This window comes from uncultured Pseudomonas sp., from assembly GCF_913777995.1.
Classification (GTDB): domain Bacteria; phylum Pseudomonadota; class Gammaproteobacteria; order Pseudomonadales; family Pseudomonadaceae; genus Aquipseudomonas.
The window spans coordinates 98542-113002 of record NZ_CAJYVE010000004.1 but is presented as its reverse complement, the minus strand read 5'-3'; the positions used below and the strand labels follow the sequence as shown (position 1 = coordinate 113002).

The 14461-nt window shown below is 62.9% G+C and carries 17 protein-coding genes; 8 read left to right on the top strand and 9 right to left on the bottom strand.

Going from position 1 to position 14461, the window contains the following annotated elements:
• Nucleotides 1–130 precede the first annotated feature (130 nt).
• The 4 genes from QZ497_RS01070 to QZ497_RS01055 are packed head-to-tail and all read left to right on the top strand — an operon-like array spanning nucleotide 131 to nucleotide 4783.
• A complete protein-coding gene (locus tag QZ497_RS01070) occupies nucleotides 131–1318 on the top strand; it encodes a sensor histidine kinase (RefSeq protein ID WP_295470277.1) in 1188 nt (395 codons plus the stop codon).
• Nucleotides 1315–1980 carry a response regulator transcription factor gene (locus QZ497_RS01065; RefSeq protein ID WP_295470274.1) on the top strand — a complete coding sequence of 222 codons (666 nt, stop codon included), beginning with the start codon at nucleotides 1315–1317 and terminating at the stop codon, nucleotides 1978–1980. The genes QZ497_RS01070 and QZ497_RS01065 overlap by 4 nt, the downstream gene beginning before the upstream one ends.
• On the top strand, nucleotides 1977–4307 hold the full coding sequence (locus QZ497_RS01060; protein ID WP_295470272.1) for an ATP-binding protein: 2331 nt from the start codon (nucleotides 1977–1979) through the stop codon (nucleotides 4305–4307). The genes QZ497_RS01065 and QZ497_RS01060 overlap by 4 nt, the downstream gene beginning before the upstream one ends.
• Nucleotides 4304–4783 (top strand): response regulator, encoded by a 480-nt coding sequence (locus tag QZ497_RS01055; protein WP_295470269.1) that lies wholly within the window; start codon nucleotides 4304–4306, stop codon nucleotides 4781–4783. The genes QZ497_RS01060 and QZ497_RS01055 overlap by 4 nt, the downstream gene beginning before the upstream one ends.
• Here QZ497_RS01055 and QZ497_RS01050 read toward each other — a convergent pair.
• From QZ497_RS01050 to QZ497_RS01035, 4 genes are all read right to left on the bottom strand, one after another.
• Entirely contained in the window at nucleotides 4776–5207 is a 432-nt protein-coding gene (locus QZ497_RS01050) for a universal stress protein (protein ID WP_295470267.1), read from the bottom strand. The genes QZ497_RS01055 and QZ497_RS01050 overlap by 8 nt on opposite strands.
• A 268-nt stretch (nucleotides 5208–5475) precedes the next feature.
• Complete coding sequence (gene dusA, locus QZ497_RS01045; protein ID WP_295470265.1) at nucleotides 5476–6483, bottom strand: tRNA dihydrouridine(20/20a) synthase DusA; 1008 nt, start codon at nucleotides 6481–6483, stop codon at nucleotides 5476–5478.
• Between the two features lie 138 nt (nucleotides 6484–6621).
• Nucleotides 6622–7257 carry a LysE family translocator gene (locus QZ497_RS01040; protein WP_295470262.1) on the bottom strand — a complete coding sequence of 212 codons (636 nt, stop codon included), beginning with the start codon at nucleotides 7255–7257 and terminating at the stop codon, nucleotides 6622–6624.
• Nucleotides 7258–7352: 95 nt separating this feature from the next.
• Nucleotides 7353–7889 carry a glycoside hydrolase family 104 protein gene (locus QZ497_RS01035; protein ID WP_295470259.1) on the bottom strand — a complete coding sequence of 179 codons (537 nt, stop codon included), beginning with the start codon at nucleotides 7887–7889 and terminating at the stop codon, nucleotides 7353–7355.
• A 68-nt stretch (nucleotides 7890–7957) separates the two neighbouring features.
• Between QZ497_RS01035 and QZ497_RS01030 the strand changes: the two genes are divergently transcribed.
• On the top strand, nucleotides 7958–8245 hold the full coding sequence (locus QZ497_RS01030; RefSeq protein WP_295470256.1) for a hypothetical protein: 288 nt from the start codon (nucleotides 7958–7960) through the stop codon (nucleotides 8243–8245).
• A 4-nt stretch (nucleotides 8246–8249) separates the two neighbouring features.
• Here the strand turns inward: QZ497_RS01030 and QZ497_RS01025 are convergent, their stop codons facing one another.
• Nucleotides 8250–8546 carry a DUF1654 domain-containing protein gene (locus QZ497_RS01025; RefSeq protein WP_295470254.1) on the bottom strand — a complete coding sequence of 99 codons (297 nt, stop codon included), beginning with the start codon at nucleotides 8544–8546 and terminating at the stop codon, nucleotides 8250–8252.
• A gap of 287 nt (nucleotides 8547–8833) precedes the next feature.
• On the opposite strand from QZ497_RS01025, the gene tal reads away from it, so the two are divergent.
• Complete coding sequence (gene tal, locus QZ497_RS01020) at nucleotides 8834–9760, top strand: transaldolase (RefSeq protein WP_295470251.1); 927 nt, start codon at nucleotides 8834–8836, stop codon at nucleotides 9758–9760.
• Nucleotides 9761–9829: 69 nt separating this feature from the next.
• Here the strand turns inward: tal and rssC are convergent, their stop codons facing one another.
• A complete protein-coding gene (rssC, locus tag QZ497_RS01015) occupies nucleotides 9830–10315 on the bottom strand; it encodes an anti-sigma factor antagonist RssC (protein ID WP_295470248.1) in 486 nt (161 codons plus the stop codon).
• Nucleotides 10315–11496 carry a two-component system response regulator RssB gene (gene rssB, locus QZ497_RS01010; RefSeq protein WP_295470245.1) on the bottom strand — a complete coding sequence of 394 codons (1182 nt, stop codon included), beginning with the start codon at nucleotides 11494–11496 and terminating at the stop codon, nucleotides 10315–10317. The genes rssC and rssB overlap by 1 nt, the downstream gene beginning before the upstream one ends.
• Before the next feature lie 251 nt (nucleotides 11497–11747).
• Between rssB and QZ497_RS01005 the strand changes: the two genes are divergently transcribed.
• Complete coding sequence (locus QZ497_RS01005) at nucleotides 11748–12047, top strand: PilZ domain-containing protein (RefSeq protein WP_295470242.1); 300 nt, start codon at nucleotides 11748–11750, stop codon at nucleotides 12045–12047.
• Between the two features lie 14 nt (nucleotides 12048–12061).
• Here the strand turns inward: QZ497_RS01005 and QZ497_RS01000 are convergent, their stop codons facing one another.
• Nucleotides 12062–12991, bottom strand: coding sequence for a LysR family transcriptional regulator (locus tag QZ497_RS01000; protein ID WP_295470240.1), 930 nt, complete (start codon nucleotides 12989–12991; stop codon nucleotides 12062–12064).
• 89 nt (nucleotides 12992–13080) lie between these two features.
• Between QZ497_RS01000 and QZ497_RS00995 the strand changes: the two genes are divergently transcribed.
• Complete coding sequence (locus QZ497_RS00995) at nucleotides 13081–13560, top strand: GNAT family N-acetyltransferase (RefSeq protein WP_295470237.1); 480 nt, start codon at nucleotides 13081–13083, stop codon at nucleotides 13558–13560.
• Between the two features lie 57 nt (nucleotides 13561–13617).
• On the opposite strand, the gene QZ497_RS00990 is transcribed toward QZ497_RS00995, so the two are convergent.
• Nucleotides 13618–14319 carry a VacJ family lipoprotein gene (locus QZ497_RS00990; protein WP_295470235.1) on the bottom strand — a complete coding sequence of 234 codons (702 nt, stop codon included), beginning with the start codon at nucleotides 14317–14319 and terminating at the stop codon, nucleotides 13618–13620.
• Between the last annotated feature and the right edge of the window lie 142 nt (nucleotides 14320–14461).

Here is a 14461-nt window from a genome sequence, read left to right as displayed (position 1 = left end):
CGTATCGCCCCGCCGCGGCCATCGGCCGATCGGAGTCATTTGTGTATGCCATCTGGCAGATAGGCAGCCACGCCATCGTCGGGTTTTAATAACGACCTGGCGCCCTCAAGGCGACCTCCAGGAGCCTTCCATGCACGACCCTGCCCAAGACCCTGCCAGTGCCCTGGCCATCCGTACCCAATATCGCCAGTCACAAAGCCGTGCGGCACGCCTGCGCCTGCTGGTCGACACCGGTCGCGAGCTGACCCGCCTGACGCCGGATGCCATGCGCCAGCAGGTCCTGCGGCGTGCCTGTGCATTCGTAGCCATGGACCATGGCCTGCTACTGGAATGGGAAAGCGATGCCCCAGTGCACGCCACCGCAGGCCTGGGCAGCCAGGACCGCCTCGACGAGCTGGCCGCACTGGCCAATACCAGCACCCAGGAGCCGGCTTGGGCTGAAAACGTCGAGGGCCGCTGGGCCCAGGTGCTGAGTCTGCCCTTGCGCGGTTCTGAAGAGCGTCCCTTTGGCCTGCTGCTGTTGGCCAACAGCAGCGTCGGCAGTGCGCCGGACAACGAGGACGTCGAATCGCTGAACCTGCTGGCTACGCTGCTGGCTGCACACCTGCAGAACAACCGCTTGTTGCAGACGCTGTTGCACCGCGAGCGAAGCATGTCGGAGCTGGTTCACCGCTTGTTGAGCGCACAGGAAGATGAGCGCAAACGAGTGGCCTACGATCTGCACGACGGCCTGGCCCAGACCCTCGCTGGCCTGCACCAGCGCCTGCAGGGCTTCGCCGGTCGCTGTCCGCCGCTGCCCGAGCGGCTGGATCACGACCTGCAGGCCATTCTCGATCTGGCGCAGCACTGCGTCGGTGAAGGGCGGCGGCTGATCGGCGGGCTGCGCCCCAGCGTGCTGGACGACTTCGGGCTGTTCCAGGCCGTCGACAAGGAGGTCGATCGATTGCGCGAAGCCGGCATTCAGGTCAACTGGTTTTCCCGCTCCTTGTCGCGCTTGCCCGGCCACGTGGAAATCGCCCTGTTCCGTATTGCCCAGGAAGGCATCAACAACATCCTCAAGCATGCGCGCGCCAGCAGCGTGAAGCTTGAACTGGAATTGCACGAAAGCCATGTCGCACTGCTGCTCGAAGACGACGGCTGTGGTTTCGACAGTGCCTGCCTGCCCGCCGCTGCGGCAGGCCAGTCCCTGGGGCTGGTGGCGATGCAGGAACGCGCCAGTCTGCTCGGCGGCCGCTTCAGTTGCATCAGCCGTCCCGGAGGCGGCACCCAGTTACGCGCTATCGTTCCGCTGTATTCCCACGACAAGGCTTGCTCATGAATGATCCGTTGCGCCTGGTCATCGCCGATGATCATGAAGTCACCCGCACCGGCTTCGTCGCGCTGCTGGCTGACCATCCCGAGTTCGCGGTAGTCGGCCAGGCCTGTAATGGCCAAGAGGCAGTGACGCTGTGCGAAACGCTGCACCCGGACATCGCCATACTCGACATTCGCATGCCGGTGCTCAACGGCCTGGGCGCCGCGCGGCTGATGCAGCAACGCCTGCCAGCGGTGAAGGTGGTGATTTTCACCATGGACGACAGCACCGACCACCTGGAAGCGGCGATCAGCGCCGGCGCCGTCGGCTACCTGCTCAAGGACGCCCGTCGTGATGAAGTCATCGACAGCCTGCGACGCGTGGCCCGTGGCGAGGAAGCCTTGAACGGTGCGGTCAGCGCACGCCTGCTGCGGCGCATGGCCGACCGCAACGCGGGCGCAGCGACCCTGCCCGCCCTGGAGATACTCACGGCTCGAGAACGCCAGGTTCTGCAACTGGTGGCCAGTGGTTGCAGCAACCGTGAGATTGGCCTGCGCCTGGGCATCACCACCGGCACCGCCAAGGCCCACGTAGAGCGGGTGATCGCCAAACTCAATGCCGCCGACCGTACCCAGGCGGCCGTGCGCGGCGTGGCTCTGGGCCTGGTGCCGGGCCAGTGGTCGTGAGCGCCCCCGGCCTGGCCAGTCGCTGGGCCGACCTGCCGTTGCGCGGCAAGGCACTGGTGGCCATTGCCTTGCCCTTGATCCTGCTGCTGGGTTCGCTGGTCCTGATCTACATCAGCGAGCGCCAGGCCGCACGGGCCGAGGAAGATGTGCGCCGCGTGCTTCGCGTACAAGGTGATATACAGACCGTGCACACCCAACTGGCCGAGGCGGCCGCGAGTGTACGCGGCTACCTGCTGACCCGTCGCGAAGACTTTCTGCCCGCCTACCTGCAGGCCCGCACCCAGATAGCCGCCGCCCTGCAGCGCCTCGATGGCCACGTACGCGACCAGCAAATGCGCGATCATCTCAAGGCCATCGCCCCCCTGATCCAGACCAAGCTTGAGGGCCTGGACACCTTGCGCACGCTGAAGAACAGCGACGGCGATACGATCGCCCTGATCCTGACCGAGAACAAACACACCCTCGACCACCTGCGCGACTACATCGGCGTGATGCGAACCCGGGAAGACACCCTGCTGGCCGAACGCAGCGCGGCCGCCGCCGCAACCCGCCAACGCCTGCTGCTATCCACCCTGCTGGCCGCCGGCAGCGGCCTGATGGGCGCCATCGTCGCCGTGCTGCTGCTCTCCAAGGGCATCGTGGCCCGGGTCCAGCGGGTGCAGGGCAATGCGCAGCGCCTGGCCATGGGACAACCCTTGCAGCCGCAACCACCGGAAAACGACGAAGTCGGCCTGCTGGGTCAGCGCCTGGTGGAAGCCGGGCAGCTTCTGGCCGAGCGCGAGCGGGCACTGCGTGACAACGAGGAGCGCCTGCGGCTGATTATCGATGGCGTGAAGGACTACGGCATCTTCGCCCTCGACACCCAAGGCCATGTCACCAGCTGGAATGCCGGGGCCGAACGTATCAAGGGCTACACCGAACAGGAAATCATCGGGCGCCACTTTTCGCTGTTCTACCTGCCCCAGGAGTGCCCGGAGCATCCTGCGCTGGCCATGAGCGAGGCCACCCGCGACGGCCATTACACCGAAGAAGGCTGGCGCTGTCGCAAGGACGGCAGTCGCTTCTGGGCCAGTGTGGTACTGACCGCCCAGTACGACGCCAGAGGGGAGCTGCGCGGCTTCTCCAAGATCACGCGTGACATCAGCGACCGCCGTGCGGCAGACATTGCGCTGCGCACCGCGCGGGAGGAGGCAGAACGGGCCAGCCGGGCGAAGAGCGAGTTTCTCTCGCGGATGAGCCACGAACTGCGGACGCCGCTCAACGCCATCCTGGGGTTCGCCCAACTCATCGACATGGAGGCGAGTCACCCGCACAAGCCCCAGGTCGGCCACATCCTGCGCGCCGGTCAGCATCTGCTGACCTTGATCAACGAGGTGCTGGACATCGCGCGGATCGAGGCCGGCCGGCTGGCATTGAACCTTGAGGCGGTACCGGTCAGCGATGCCCTGCAAGAGGCCGTGGCGCTGGTCGGCCCGTTGGCCAGCGAGGTCGGGGTCGAACTGACAGAGCTGCCCCCTCTTCCCACCGACTGCGGTGTCAGCGCCGACCGCCAGCGTCTGACGCAGGTGTTGCTCAACCTGTTGTCCAATGCGATCAAGTACAACCGCCCTGGCGGTCGGGTGTGGCTGGAGGTGGAAGTGCGTGGCAAGACGCTGGCCATCGCCGTCAACGACACCGGCCAGGGCATCGCTGAAGAGCAGATGGACAGGCTCTTCAAACCCTTCGAACGGCTCGACCCCGCCCCCGGCGTAGAAGGCACTGGTCTGGGCCTGGCGCTGAGCAAGAGTCTGTTGCTGGCCATGCATGGCAGCCTGCAGGTGCAAAGCGTCGTTGGCCAAGGCAGCCGCTTCACCCTCGAGTTGCCCGCCGTTGACGTACCCCCCACCCACCGACCCACGCTGGCGGCCCCGATCAGCGAGCCACGGCCGGTCAGGAACGAAACATTGGGACATCGCGGCACCGTGCTGTGCATCGAGGACAACCTGTCGAGCATGGCACTGATCGAAACCCTGCTGCAGCGCCGTCCCGGCATTCGCCTGTTGTCGAGCATGCAAGGCCAACTGGGACTCGACCTGGCCCGGCGCCACGCACCGCAGCTCATTCTCCTGGACGTCAACCTGCCGGACCTGCAAGGCCTGGAAGTGCTGCGGCGCGCACGCCAGTGCCCGCGCACGCAGAACATACCCGTGCTGATGATGACCGCCGATGCCAGCGAGGCGACCCATCAGGCGCTTCGCGCTGCAGGCGCTACGGCGATTCTGACCAAACCCCTGAACATCCCGGCCTTCCTGACTTATCTGGACCAGTACCTACCGGAGCGAACATGAATCAAGACCTGCGCGTTCTGATCATTGATGACCAGCGCCCCAATCTGGAACTGATGGAACAACTGCTGGCTCGCGAGGGCCTGACAAACGTGCTGGGCAGCACCGAGCCGCTGCGGACTCTGGACCTGTTCAACAGTTTTCAGCCCGACCTGGTGATTCTCGACTTGCACATGCCGGAGTTCGACGGCTTCGCCGTACTGGAACAGCTGGGCCGACGCATTCCAGCCAACGACTACCTGCCCATCCTGGTGCTGACCGCCGATGCGACACGCGAAACCCGCCTGCGCGCCTTGGCACTCGGTGCCCGCGACTTCATCAGTAAGCCGTTGGATGCACTGGAAACCATGCTGCGCATCTGGAATCTGCTGGAGACCCGCCTGCTCTACAAGCGTCTGCGCGAGCTGTTGCCCGCCGGAGGTATCGAGCTGCTGCGCCAGCCATCAGGCCCGGCGCAGCAAGAGGGTAAGGTCACTTGATGAGGATGACCGGAACCTTCACATCATGGATCACCCGGTTGGCCACCGAACCCAGCAGCAGACCACCAAAACTGCCCAGTCCGCGTGTGCCCATCACCACGGTGTCGCATTCCAGCTTCTTGACCGCCACGGCGATCTGCTCGGCGACATGGCCCAAATCGACATGGGTCTCATGCACGATGCCACCGGCCTTGAGCTGATCGCTGGCCGACTGCAACACATCACGCGCCTCGTTGAGCAATCCCGCGCGCACCCCCTCGATCATGTCCGGGGCCAGGTAATCGCCGTAGGCCATGGGGCTGGACTGCACGTTCAGCACATGCACCTCCAGCGGGCGGGCCATCTGACCGGCGAGACCGATGACATATTCCAGCGCATGGCGGGCGTGGACCGAACCGTCGAATGGAACCAGAACCTTGTGCATGGCTGCTCTCCTGCAAGTGGGTATGCCTGCAACATAGCCCCCTGCAAACCCGCCAACCAGCACGATCCGTCGCCCCTTTGACCCAGGGCAAGCCTGGCTGAAATAAACCACGCGTGACCGCCCCGCCCGTTGATTACCCGACTGTCGGATGCTCATGGAAGGTACGGCCTGAGACACTCTTTAGGGGTGGTATTAAAGCGATGCCAAATGATAGGTAAAACGCGGCCCCCGTTCACGAGAGCCGGTATCGGCGAACGGCCTGCGGCGCTCAGCGTCCTTCGAGAATCTGCGCGGCCTGGTCGAACAGCGCCAGCGGCTGCTCGGCTTTCTGAATGTCGGTGGAAAGAATCTGGCGGAAACGCCGCGCCCCCGGAAAGCCCTGGGCCAGGCCAAGGATGTGCCGGGTGATGTGATGCATGTTGCCACCGCGCGAGATGTAATCCACCACATAGGGACGCAACGCCGCCATGGCCTCGGCGCGACCAATGGGCGCGTGGGTGGCGCCGAACAGCCGCTGATCCACTTCGGCGAGCAGATACGGATTGTGGTACGCCTCGCGGCCGAGCATCACCCCATCGAAGGTCTGCAAGTGTTCCTCACAGGCGTCCAAGGTCTTGATGCCGCCATTGAGGACGATCTCCAGGTCCGGGAAATCGGTCTTCAACTGCGCGGCCACGTCGTAGCGCAACGGCGGGATCTCGCGGTTCTCCTTCGGCGACAAGCCTTCGAGAATGGCGATACGCGCATGCACGGTGAAACTGCGGCACCCCGCCTCGCGCACCTGGCCGACGAAATCGCACAGCTGCTCGTAGCTGTCACGACCGTTGATGCCGATCCGGTGCTTGACCGTCACCGCAATGCCCACCGCATCCTGCATGGCCTTCACACAGTCACTCACCAACCCCGGATGCCCCATCAGGCAGGCGCCGATCATGTTGTTCTGCACCCGGTCGCTGGGGCAGCCCACATTGAGGTTGACCTCGTCATACCCCGCCGCCTCGGCCAGCCTGGCACAGGCCGCCAGGTCCGCCGGGTTGCTGCCACCCAACTGCAACGCCAACGGGTGCTCCGCCTCGTGATGCCCCAGAAAACGCTCGCGATCACCGAACAGCACCGCGCCGGTGGTGACCATTTCCGTGTACAGCAACGCATTTTTCGACAGCAGGCGCAGGAAGTAGCGGCAATGACGATCGGTCCAATCCATCATCGGCGCCACGGAGAAGCGGCGGGAGGGCACGGATTGGGCAGTAGAAAGGGGAACGGTATCGGCTTGCATGGTCACGGTCTGGCTTCGACATCTGGGGAGACAGGCCAAGGGTGGCGAGGCCGCCTCGGCGCGGGTCGCGTAGTCTATCAGGAAGTGACCAGGGACATGGCGGCCCAGCGTCGCGTCATCAGCCGCCTCATCATCGTTTCAGCGCCGGCTTTCCGCGAGCATCCGCACCGCCAGCCCAGCCAGCACCGTGCCCATCAGCCAGCGCTGCACCACTTGCCACAGCGGTCGCCCGGCGAGGAACACCGCGATGGAGCCGGCCATCACCGCGATCAGGGCGTTGACGCTGACACTGATGACGATCTGCGTGGCGCCGAGCGCCAGCGATTGCAGCAGCACGCTGCCGTGGCCTGTCGGTTCGATGAACTGCGGCAGCAGCGACAGGTACATTACGGCGATCTTGGGGTTCAGCAGGCTGGTCAGCAGGCCCATGCTGAACAGCTTGCGCGGGCTGTCCACCGGCAGGTCACGCACCTGGAACGGCGAGCGTCCGCCCGGCCTGAGCGCCTGCCAGGCCAGGTACAGCAGGTACAAGGCCCCGCCCAGGCGCAGAGCATCGTAGGCATAAGGCACGGCCATCACCAGCGCGGTGATGCCCAGCGCTGCGCACAGCATGTAGCAGACAAACCCCAACGCCACGCCACCGAGAGAGATCAGCCCGGCCGTGCGCCCCTGGCAGATGGAACGGGATATCAGGTAGATCATATTGGGCCCGGGGGTGAGCACCATGCCCAGGCAGATAAGGGCAAACGCCAAGAGGCTGGAGAGTTCGGGCATGAGGTCAACATCCTGTCATGAGTGGCGATGGCTGGCACTATAACGTCACCGGCCGCCAGACGGCGAGGTCGGACAGCCTTTATTGGAAACTGCCTTCACGCCAGTTCACCCCCGCACGCGGTATACATCGCCAGCAGGTCGGCTGCGGGCTTCTGTGCTTCCATACGTTGCTCACTGTAGACCTCCAGCAAGGTTGCCAGGCGATGCTCGCGCTGCCCGTAGCCAGCACCCGGCAGGCTTGCCCAGATGGGCGCAGCGGCGGCAATCGCCCGTTCGATCCGCCCGGCCTGTATATAGGGCAACGCCCCGCATTCAGTCAGCAGCTTTACCGCTGCCAGGTCCTGGGCTTCAGGGATGAAACGCCCGATGAAGCCATACCGGCGGACGATGGCGTCCCACGTACGCGCCAGGAACTGGTAGCGCCCTGCGGCAGTGCTGCTGATGCCGTAACGCGCAAGCGCGACCAGTACGCGCGGATGGGTCGTGTAGTCGGTAAAGAGCTTGCCGCCCACCAGCACGTTATAGCCGTCGTCCGAGGCCTTGATCGTGGAAGTCCCCTCCGACCAGGCCAGCATGTCGAGAAAGGCCAGCACATTACTGCCGCCGGCCTGTGATGAATCGATACGAGCCATGAAAGCCCTCCAAAAACCAACACCTCCTGGCGCCTGTGCTAGGGGGGCAAGCGCTCGTGCATAGGGAGATGAGAAATGAATATGAAATACCTGCTGCCACTGCTGTTGCTCAGCGGTTGCGCGGCACCGGTGAAGGCGGCCGCGAAACCAGTGAAAAGGGCCATACCGTGCGCTGCGATGCCAGCCCGGCCGACCATCCAGCGCCATCGTTCGATTGGTGGCCTTCGGACAAGGTCAAGCTGCGTCTTGGGGCACAGTCGAGCGGCGGCAAGCACACTGTCTCCAACGTCAAGAAGCACCGTGGCTCAAGCCTTAGCGTCGCCGAACTTCTGGTGTGGAACGCCCAGAAGCTCTGAGCATTCAGAACGGCGCCGGCCCCTCGACACTGAACACATCCCTTTCCTCTGCCACGCGGTCGTCGTCCGTGTGGTGGTCCCATGCCAGCAGCACCGCGCCGTCGCTGGTCGTGGTCACCTCCAGCCCCTCGGTTTCGGCCAGCATTTCCAGTACCTGATGCCAGTCCTGGTCTGCGTCGGTATCCAGACGATGCACCAGTACCCGCCGCTGCAACTGGGCAGCAGGCGAATTGATCATGCTCGCCACTCGCAGCCCCAGCCGCTCCAGCCCGCTCAAGGTTTCTCGCTCCTGTTGGTTCACTTCACGTCACCTTATCCATGAAAACGAAAAACTGTACATTCATACAGTGTTTGTAAGAATCATATCCAAGCACGTGAGAAAAGCCAATTTCCTCATGCAAGACATTTCTACAAGGTGAGCAAGATTCAGTGGTGAGAACCTGGCTGCCAGGCATCCGCGGGAACAAGCCGGGCGAACAACGCTCCAATTCAGTCAACGTCACGCATTCGCGCCCTTGTCGGCCACGCCCTTGAGTGGTCGGCGGCGCTCGGGTAATGTCACTTCACCGCACAGGACAGAGCACGCTCATGACTTCCAAGCTGGAACAACTCAAAGCCATCACTACCGTAGTAGCCGACACCGGCGACTTCGACGCCATTGCCCGCCTCAAGCCGGTGGATGCCACCACCAACCCTTCCCTGCTGCTCAAGGCCGCCTCCAGCGAAAGCAACGCCGCCCTGCTCCAGGAAGCCTTCAGCGGCAGCCAGGGCGATATCGGCCTGGCCTGCGACCGCTTTGCCGTCGCTATCGGCCGCAAGATCCTCGACGTGGTACCCGGCCGCGTCTCCACCGAGGTGGACGCCCGCCTGTCCTTCGACACCCAGGCCATGATCGAACGCGGTCAACGCCTGATCGGCCTCTATGAAGAAGCCGGCGTCGGCCGCGAGCGCATCCTGGTCAAGCTGGCCTCGACCTGGGAAGGCATCCGCGCTGCCGAGAAGCTCGAGAAGGAAGGCATCCAGACCAACCTGACCCTGCTGTTCTCCTTCGCCCAGGCAGTGGCCTGCGCCGAGGCTGGGGTGTTCCTGATCTCGCCGTTCGTGGGCCGTATCTATGACTGGTACAAGAAGTCCACCGGCCAGGAATACACCGGCGCGCAAGATCCGGGCGTCCAGTCGGTCACCCGCATCTACAACTACTACAAGGCCAACGGCTACAACACCGTGGTCATGGGCGCCAGCTTCCGCAACATCGGTCAGATCGAACAACTGGCCGGCTGCGACCGCCTGACCATCAGCCCCGAGCTGCTCAAGCAGCTGGCCGAAGACCAGGGTAGCCTGGAGCGTAAGCTCAACCCTGGCCAGGGCGGCGAAGCACGGCAAAGCCTGAGCGAGAAGGAATTCCGCTGGCTGTCCAATGAAGATGCCATGGCCACCGAGAAGCTGGCCGAAGGTATTCGTCAGTTCGCCCGCGACCAGGAAAAGCTCGAGGCCCTGCTGTCAGCCAAGGCCTGATGTGAAAAAGGGCGATACTCTTGCGAGATCGCCCTTTTCATTCATGTGTGTCCCGTCGGCTTGCGCTGCTCAGCGCTGCCCTTCCAGCGCGTTGACCAGGTCATGAAACGCCTCGCGATTGGACTCGTTGAGCCCCATCAGGATCTTGTGCGCTTCCAGCACCTTGGCCTTGACCACTTCTTCCCCCTGATCCTGCGATGGCAGGTCAGTCAGGCATTCCGGGCAAGGCACCGGATGGTCGACGATATTGAACACCTGATCGAAACCCATCGACTGCAGCAGGCGCGTGATGTCTTCGTGGGTCGTGACCAGCGTCGGCAACAGCCCGACCTTCTGGCGCGACAAGATGGAGAGCTTGGCCAGAAGACCAAGGGTGGTGCTGTCAATGCTGCGCGTTTCGGTCAGATCGATCACCACTGCCGAAAAATTCAGCGCCGTGAAGATCCGCTCGATAGTCGCATCCAAGGCCGAGCACAGGGTCAGTCGCACTTCGCCCACGAACTTCAGAACGAATGTGCCTTCCTGCTCGGCGAACTGGATTCTACCGGTACTCATCAAAGATTCCTGCTCAACACTAACAAGGCGATATCATCCGGCATCTCCCCTAGCGTAGCCAATTCGAAAACCCGACGCAGACCATCCAGGCTGCCGCCCGCTGTCTTGACCAGTTCAGGCAAGGCAGCTTCCTTTTCCTTGAGTGTATCACCGGGTAGCAAATCCAGTATGCCATCAGACAACAGGGTCAGGCTGAAGGAGTCTGGCAACTCGCACACATAGTCCTGATAGGTCGCTTCCTGAAAAAGGCCGACCGGCAGGCCGCGTCCTTCCAGGTAACTGCCCTTGCCCTCGCTGAACAACACCGGCAATGGCAGGTGGCCGCCAACGGCATAGGTCAACGTCCCTGCCTGCTCATCGATCACCCCGCCAACCATGGTCACGTGCTTGCCGAGCTTGCAACTGATCAGGCCACGGTTTATGTGCCCCAGTACATCAGACGGCTTGAACTCGGGCAACGTCCCGCTGCGCTTGTATTCGAACAGCAGACGCGTGGTCATGAACTTCAGCAATACGGTGATGAACGCCGAAGACGCCCCGTGCCCGGACACATCCGCCAGGTAGAATGCCACCCGGCGCTCGTCGACGCGAAAGTAATCGACGAAATCACCCGACAGATACAACGACGGGATGATCTGATGCGCGAAGCTGAACTGCTCGGTGGCCCACGGGCTGGTCGGCAGCATGTTCATCTGCACCTGTCGACCGGCGTCCTGATCCTCCTGCAGCAGGTGCAGGCTGGCTTCGAGTTCGCGATTGGCGGCCTCGAGTTTTTCACGGTAAAGCTCGTTCTCGCGCTCCAGCCGTGCACGATCAAGGGCACGGCGAACCGAATGTTCGAGTACCGCGAGATCTTCCAGAGGTTTGATCAGGTAGTCGGCAGCGCCCAGGCGCAGGGCCTCGACGACATCGCTCATGACACCCGCGCCAGACACCACGATCACCGGCATCTGCGGCGAGTTCGCGGCCACCTGGCGGATCAGCTCCAGGCCGCCCATCTGGGGCATGCGCAGGTCACAGATCACCAGATCGGGCTTTTCCTGTTCGAAAATCTCTATACCTTGCTGGCCATTGGTAGCCTGCAGGACATCGAAGCCACTGTCTTCCAGGTAGGCGGCGATACTCGCGCGCACGACCTCGTCGTCATCGATAATCAGCAGCGTTGCACTGGTTTTAGGCATGTGGGCAAACGGCGCCAGATCAGGTTGGGGTAGACGGACCGGTGCGTGCCGGGCCCTGCTTACCGGATTCGCTTTCTAGCCACTCTGCACGACTTTTGCCGTATCTCCAGAGGTGCCCTTCAAGGCGCAGACGGTACTCCCATCCGCCGGGCGTTTCAAGCGAACTTCCACCCTTGAATTGCGTCTTTACATCGCAAATCACCCAGAGTTATAAGAACAACAAATTCAGCAACCAAAACAAAGGAAGTCGCATGAGCCGAATTGATCAGGGATATGCCGAAAAGCGCGATTTCATTCGCATGCGCGTCGATGCCGATATCAGCATCATCCATGCCGGGCAAGTGATTCCGGCTGTATGTCTGGATTTGTCCAGCACCGGGATGCAGGTTCAGGCGCCACGAGCCTTCGCCATCGGCGACCGGCTCAGTATTCGCATCGACTCCGATCACCCGGCGCTCAAGGGCCTGGAAGCCGAGACCGAAGTGGTCTGGCTGGCCGATCAGGACGGTGGCGGGCAGAAGCTTGGGCTCTCGATCATCTCCATGAGCTGATGGGCGCCAGGCACTTATAAAAGTGTCGACTGCTCGAACAACGCTCTTAATTGCCCAATCATCCAGATGTGCGCGTCACTGCGCGCGTACTTGCGGTGGCTGTAGAGCCTCAACGCATAGGGTTCGATCTCGAACGGCACGTCATGCAGCACGATGTCGGCCGCCGGTACCAGACGCTCGGCCGCAGGTTGCGGAATGGTCATGATCAGGTCGCTGCTGGCGATAATGAATGGGCAGGCCAGCACCGACGGAATCTGCAGCGCCACGTCGCGGTGCAGACCCATGCGCCGCAGCACCAGGTCCACGACGCCGGTCGCCTCGCCCCAAGGCGTCACCACCACATGCCGCTCGGCCAGATAGGCTTCGAGATCAAGCGATTTGTGGATTCGCGGATGCCCGCGCCGCACAATCACCACATAACGCCCTGAAGTCCACTCCAGGCTGTCGATACCCATGGGCAGGCTGTCGCGCTCCTCGCCATAACCCAGGGCGAAATCGACCTGCCCACTGGCCAGCTCATCCACGCAGACCTTGCGCCCGGCCTGCACCACCTTCAATTGCAGGCGCGGCGCGCAGTCCTGTAGGCGTGCAACCAGATTTGGCAGCAACTGCAAGGCAGTGAAATCGGTGGCCGCGAAGGTGAAGACTCGCTCGCTGGTCAGCGCATCGAAGGGTGCCCAGCCGCCCAACTCGTCACTCAACCCGCCCAGGCTGGCCGCCACCGCCGTTGCCAGGCGTTCGGCACGTTGCGTTGGGTACATGCGGTTACCCTGGCGAACGAACAGTTCATCGCCTAGCGTATCGCGCAGACGCCCCAAGGCGTGGCTGAATGCCGAGGCGCTGAGCGACAGTTCGTGCGCAGCACCGGCCACGCTGCGGTGGCGATGCAGGGCATCGAAAACCAGCAGCAGATTGAGATCCAGACGGCGCAAGAGCGGATGCATGGTGTTCATAAGGACCTGTATGAATTGCACTACATGCAGTCTACCTGCTGCACTAGGCTGAACGCCTGTCCAAATCAGGAGCTTTTACCTTGAACCTGCACATCCGCCCTGCCCACCGTGACGACGCCGCACAGATTCTGACCTTCATCACCGACCTGGCCGACTACGAAAAGGCTCGCCACGAAGTGCAGGCCAGCATCGAAGATATCGAGCGCAGCCTGTTCGACGAGGCGTCCACGACCCATGCACTGATCTGCAGCCGGGATGAGCAACCGATTGGCTTCGCCGTGTATTTCTACAGCTACTCCACCTGGCTCGGCCGGCACGGGCTGTATCTTGAGGACCTGTACATCGCGCCACAGCACCGGGGTACCGGCGCTGGCAAGCTGATGCTCAGGCATTTGGCGCGCGAAGCCGTAGCGCGCCAGTGCGGCCGCTTCGAATGGAGTGTGCTGGATTGGAATGAGCCGGCGATCCGCTTCTACGAATCGATCGGCGCGCAGCGCCAAGGCGAATGGGTGCGCTACAGACTGGAAGGCGAAGCGCTGAGTGCCTTCGCCGCCGGCTGAACACCTGCCGCCGCAGGGGCCAGGCGAATGCCCGGCGCAGCCTGCGACCAGCCAGGATCAGAAGTCGTCTTCGACCTGACCATCCTTGACCTTGAACTCGCGGTTCTGCAGGAAGGCATTGCGCACGAAGGTGTACTTGTCGCCGGTAACCAGGCGCTCGGCCGACAGCAGGCTGGCGCGGGTATCGACCAGGCTCACGCCTAGGGCGGTATTGCGGGTCGGTACGTGGTCGATATAACGCCACGGCGCGGTGTAGGTGTCCGGGTACTTGGCGAACGCATCGCGCACGGTGCTGGGGCCGAGTAACGGCAGCACCACGTAGGGGCCACTGCCCACGCCCCAGTAGCCGAGCGTCTGGCCGAAATCTTCGTCGTTGCGCTGCAGGCCCATGCGCGTACCGACGTCGATGAAGCCGAGCAGGCCGAAAGTGGTGTTGACCAGCAGGCGCGCCGTGTCGACACCGGCTGCCTGTGGCTTGGCCTGCAGCACGTTGTTGGCCAGGTTGCCCACGTCACCGATGTTGTTGAAGAAGTTGTGCACGCCGTCCTCGACGAACTGCGGAGTCACGTACTGATAACCCTGGGCGAGCGGCTTGAAGGTATAGCGGTCGACCGTGTCGTTGAAGCGGAAGATGACCCGGTTGACGCCCTCCCATGGGTCCTCTTCGGCGGCCTGGGCTGCCACCGGGAGCAACGCGGCACTGGCACACAGAGACAAGCCGGCCAGTCGCCGGATAAAGCCGGTACGCGGTACGGGCATGACGCAAACTCCTGATTGAGGGTGGCAGCCGGGCACACGCGCCCTGGCAAAGGCGAGCAGTATAAAGCCTTCACGCACGATGAGGCAGACCTGCTCGAATCTGTCGCGGTCACCCGCCATTCATATTTCTGTCATACCCATC

Bases quoted from the DNA above. Each gene is read 5' to 3' on its own strand.
- QZ497_RS01070 (WP_295470277.1), top strand. From the start codon at position 131: ATGCACGACCCTGCCCAAGACCCTGCCAGTGCCCTGGCCATCCGTACC.
- QZ497_RS01065 (WP_295470274.1), top strand. From the start codon at position 1,315: ATGAATGATCCGTTGCGCCTGGTCATCGCCGATGATCATGAAGTCACC.
- QZ497_RS01055 (WP_295470269.1), top strand. From the start codon at position 4,304: ATGAATCAAGACCTGCGCGTTCTGATCATTGATGACCAGCGCCCCAAT.
- QZ497_RS01050 (WP_295470267.1), bottom strand. From the start codon at position 5,207: ATGCACAAGGTTCTGGTTCCATTCGACGGTTCGGTCCACGCCCGCCAT.
- dusA (WP_295470265.1), bottom strand. From the start codon at position 6,483: ATGCAAGCCGATACCGTTCCCCTTTCTACTGCCCAATCCGTGCCCTCC.
- QZ497_RS01040 (WP_295470262.1), bottom strand. From the start codon at position 7,257: ATGCCCGAACTCTCCAGCCTCTTGGCGTTTGCCCTTATCTGCCTGGGC.
- QZ497_RS01035 (WP_295470259.1), bottom strand. From the start codon at position 7,889: ATGGCTCGTATCGATTCATCACAGGCCGGCGGCAGTAATGTGCTGGCC.
- QZ497_RS01030 (WP_295470256.1), top strand. From the start codon at position 7,958: ATGAGAAATGAATATGAAATACCTGCTGCCACTGCTGTTGCTCAGCGG.
- tal (WP_295470251.1), top strand. From the start codon at position 8,834: ATGACTTCCAAGCTGGAACAACTCAAAGCCATCACTACCGTAGTAGCC.
- rssC (WP_295470248.1), bottom strand. From the start codon at position 10,315: ATGAGTACCGGTAGAATCCAGTTCGCCGAGCAGGAAGGCACATTCGTT.
- rssB (WP_295470245.1), bottom strand. From the start codon at position 11,496: ATGCCTAAAACCAGTGCAACGCTGCTGATTATCGATGACGACGAGGTC.
- QZ497_RS01005 (WP_295470242.1), top strand. From the start codon at position 11,748: ATGAGCCGAATTGATCAGGGATATGCCGAAAAGCGCGATTTCATTCGC.
- QZ497_RS01000 (WP_295470240.1), bottom strand. From the start codon at position 12,991: ATGCATCCGCTCTTGCGCCGTCTGGATCTCAATCTGCTGCTGGTTTTC.
- QZ497_RS00990 (WP_295470235.1), bottom strand. From the start codon at position 14,319: ATGCCCGTACCGCGTACCGGCTTTATCCGGCGACTGGCCGGCTTGTCT.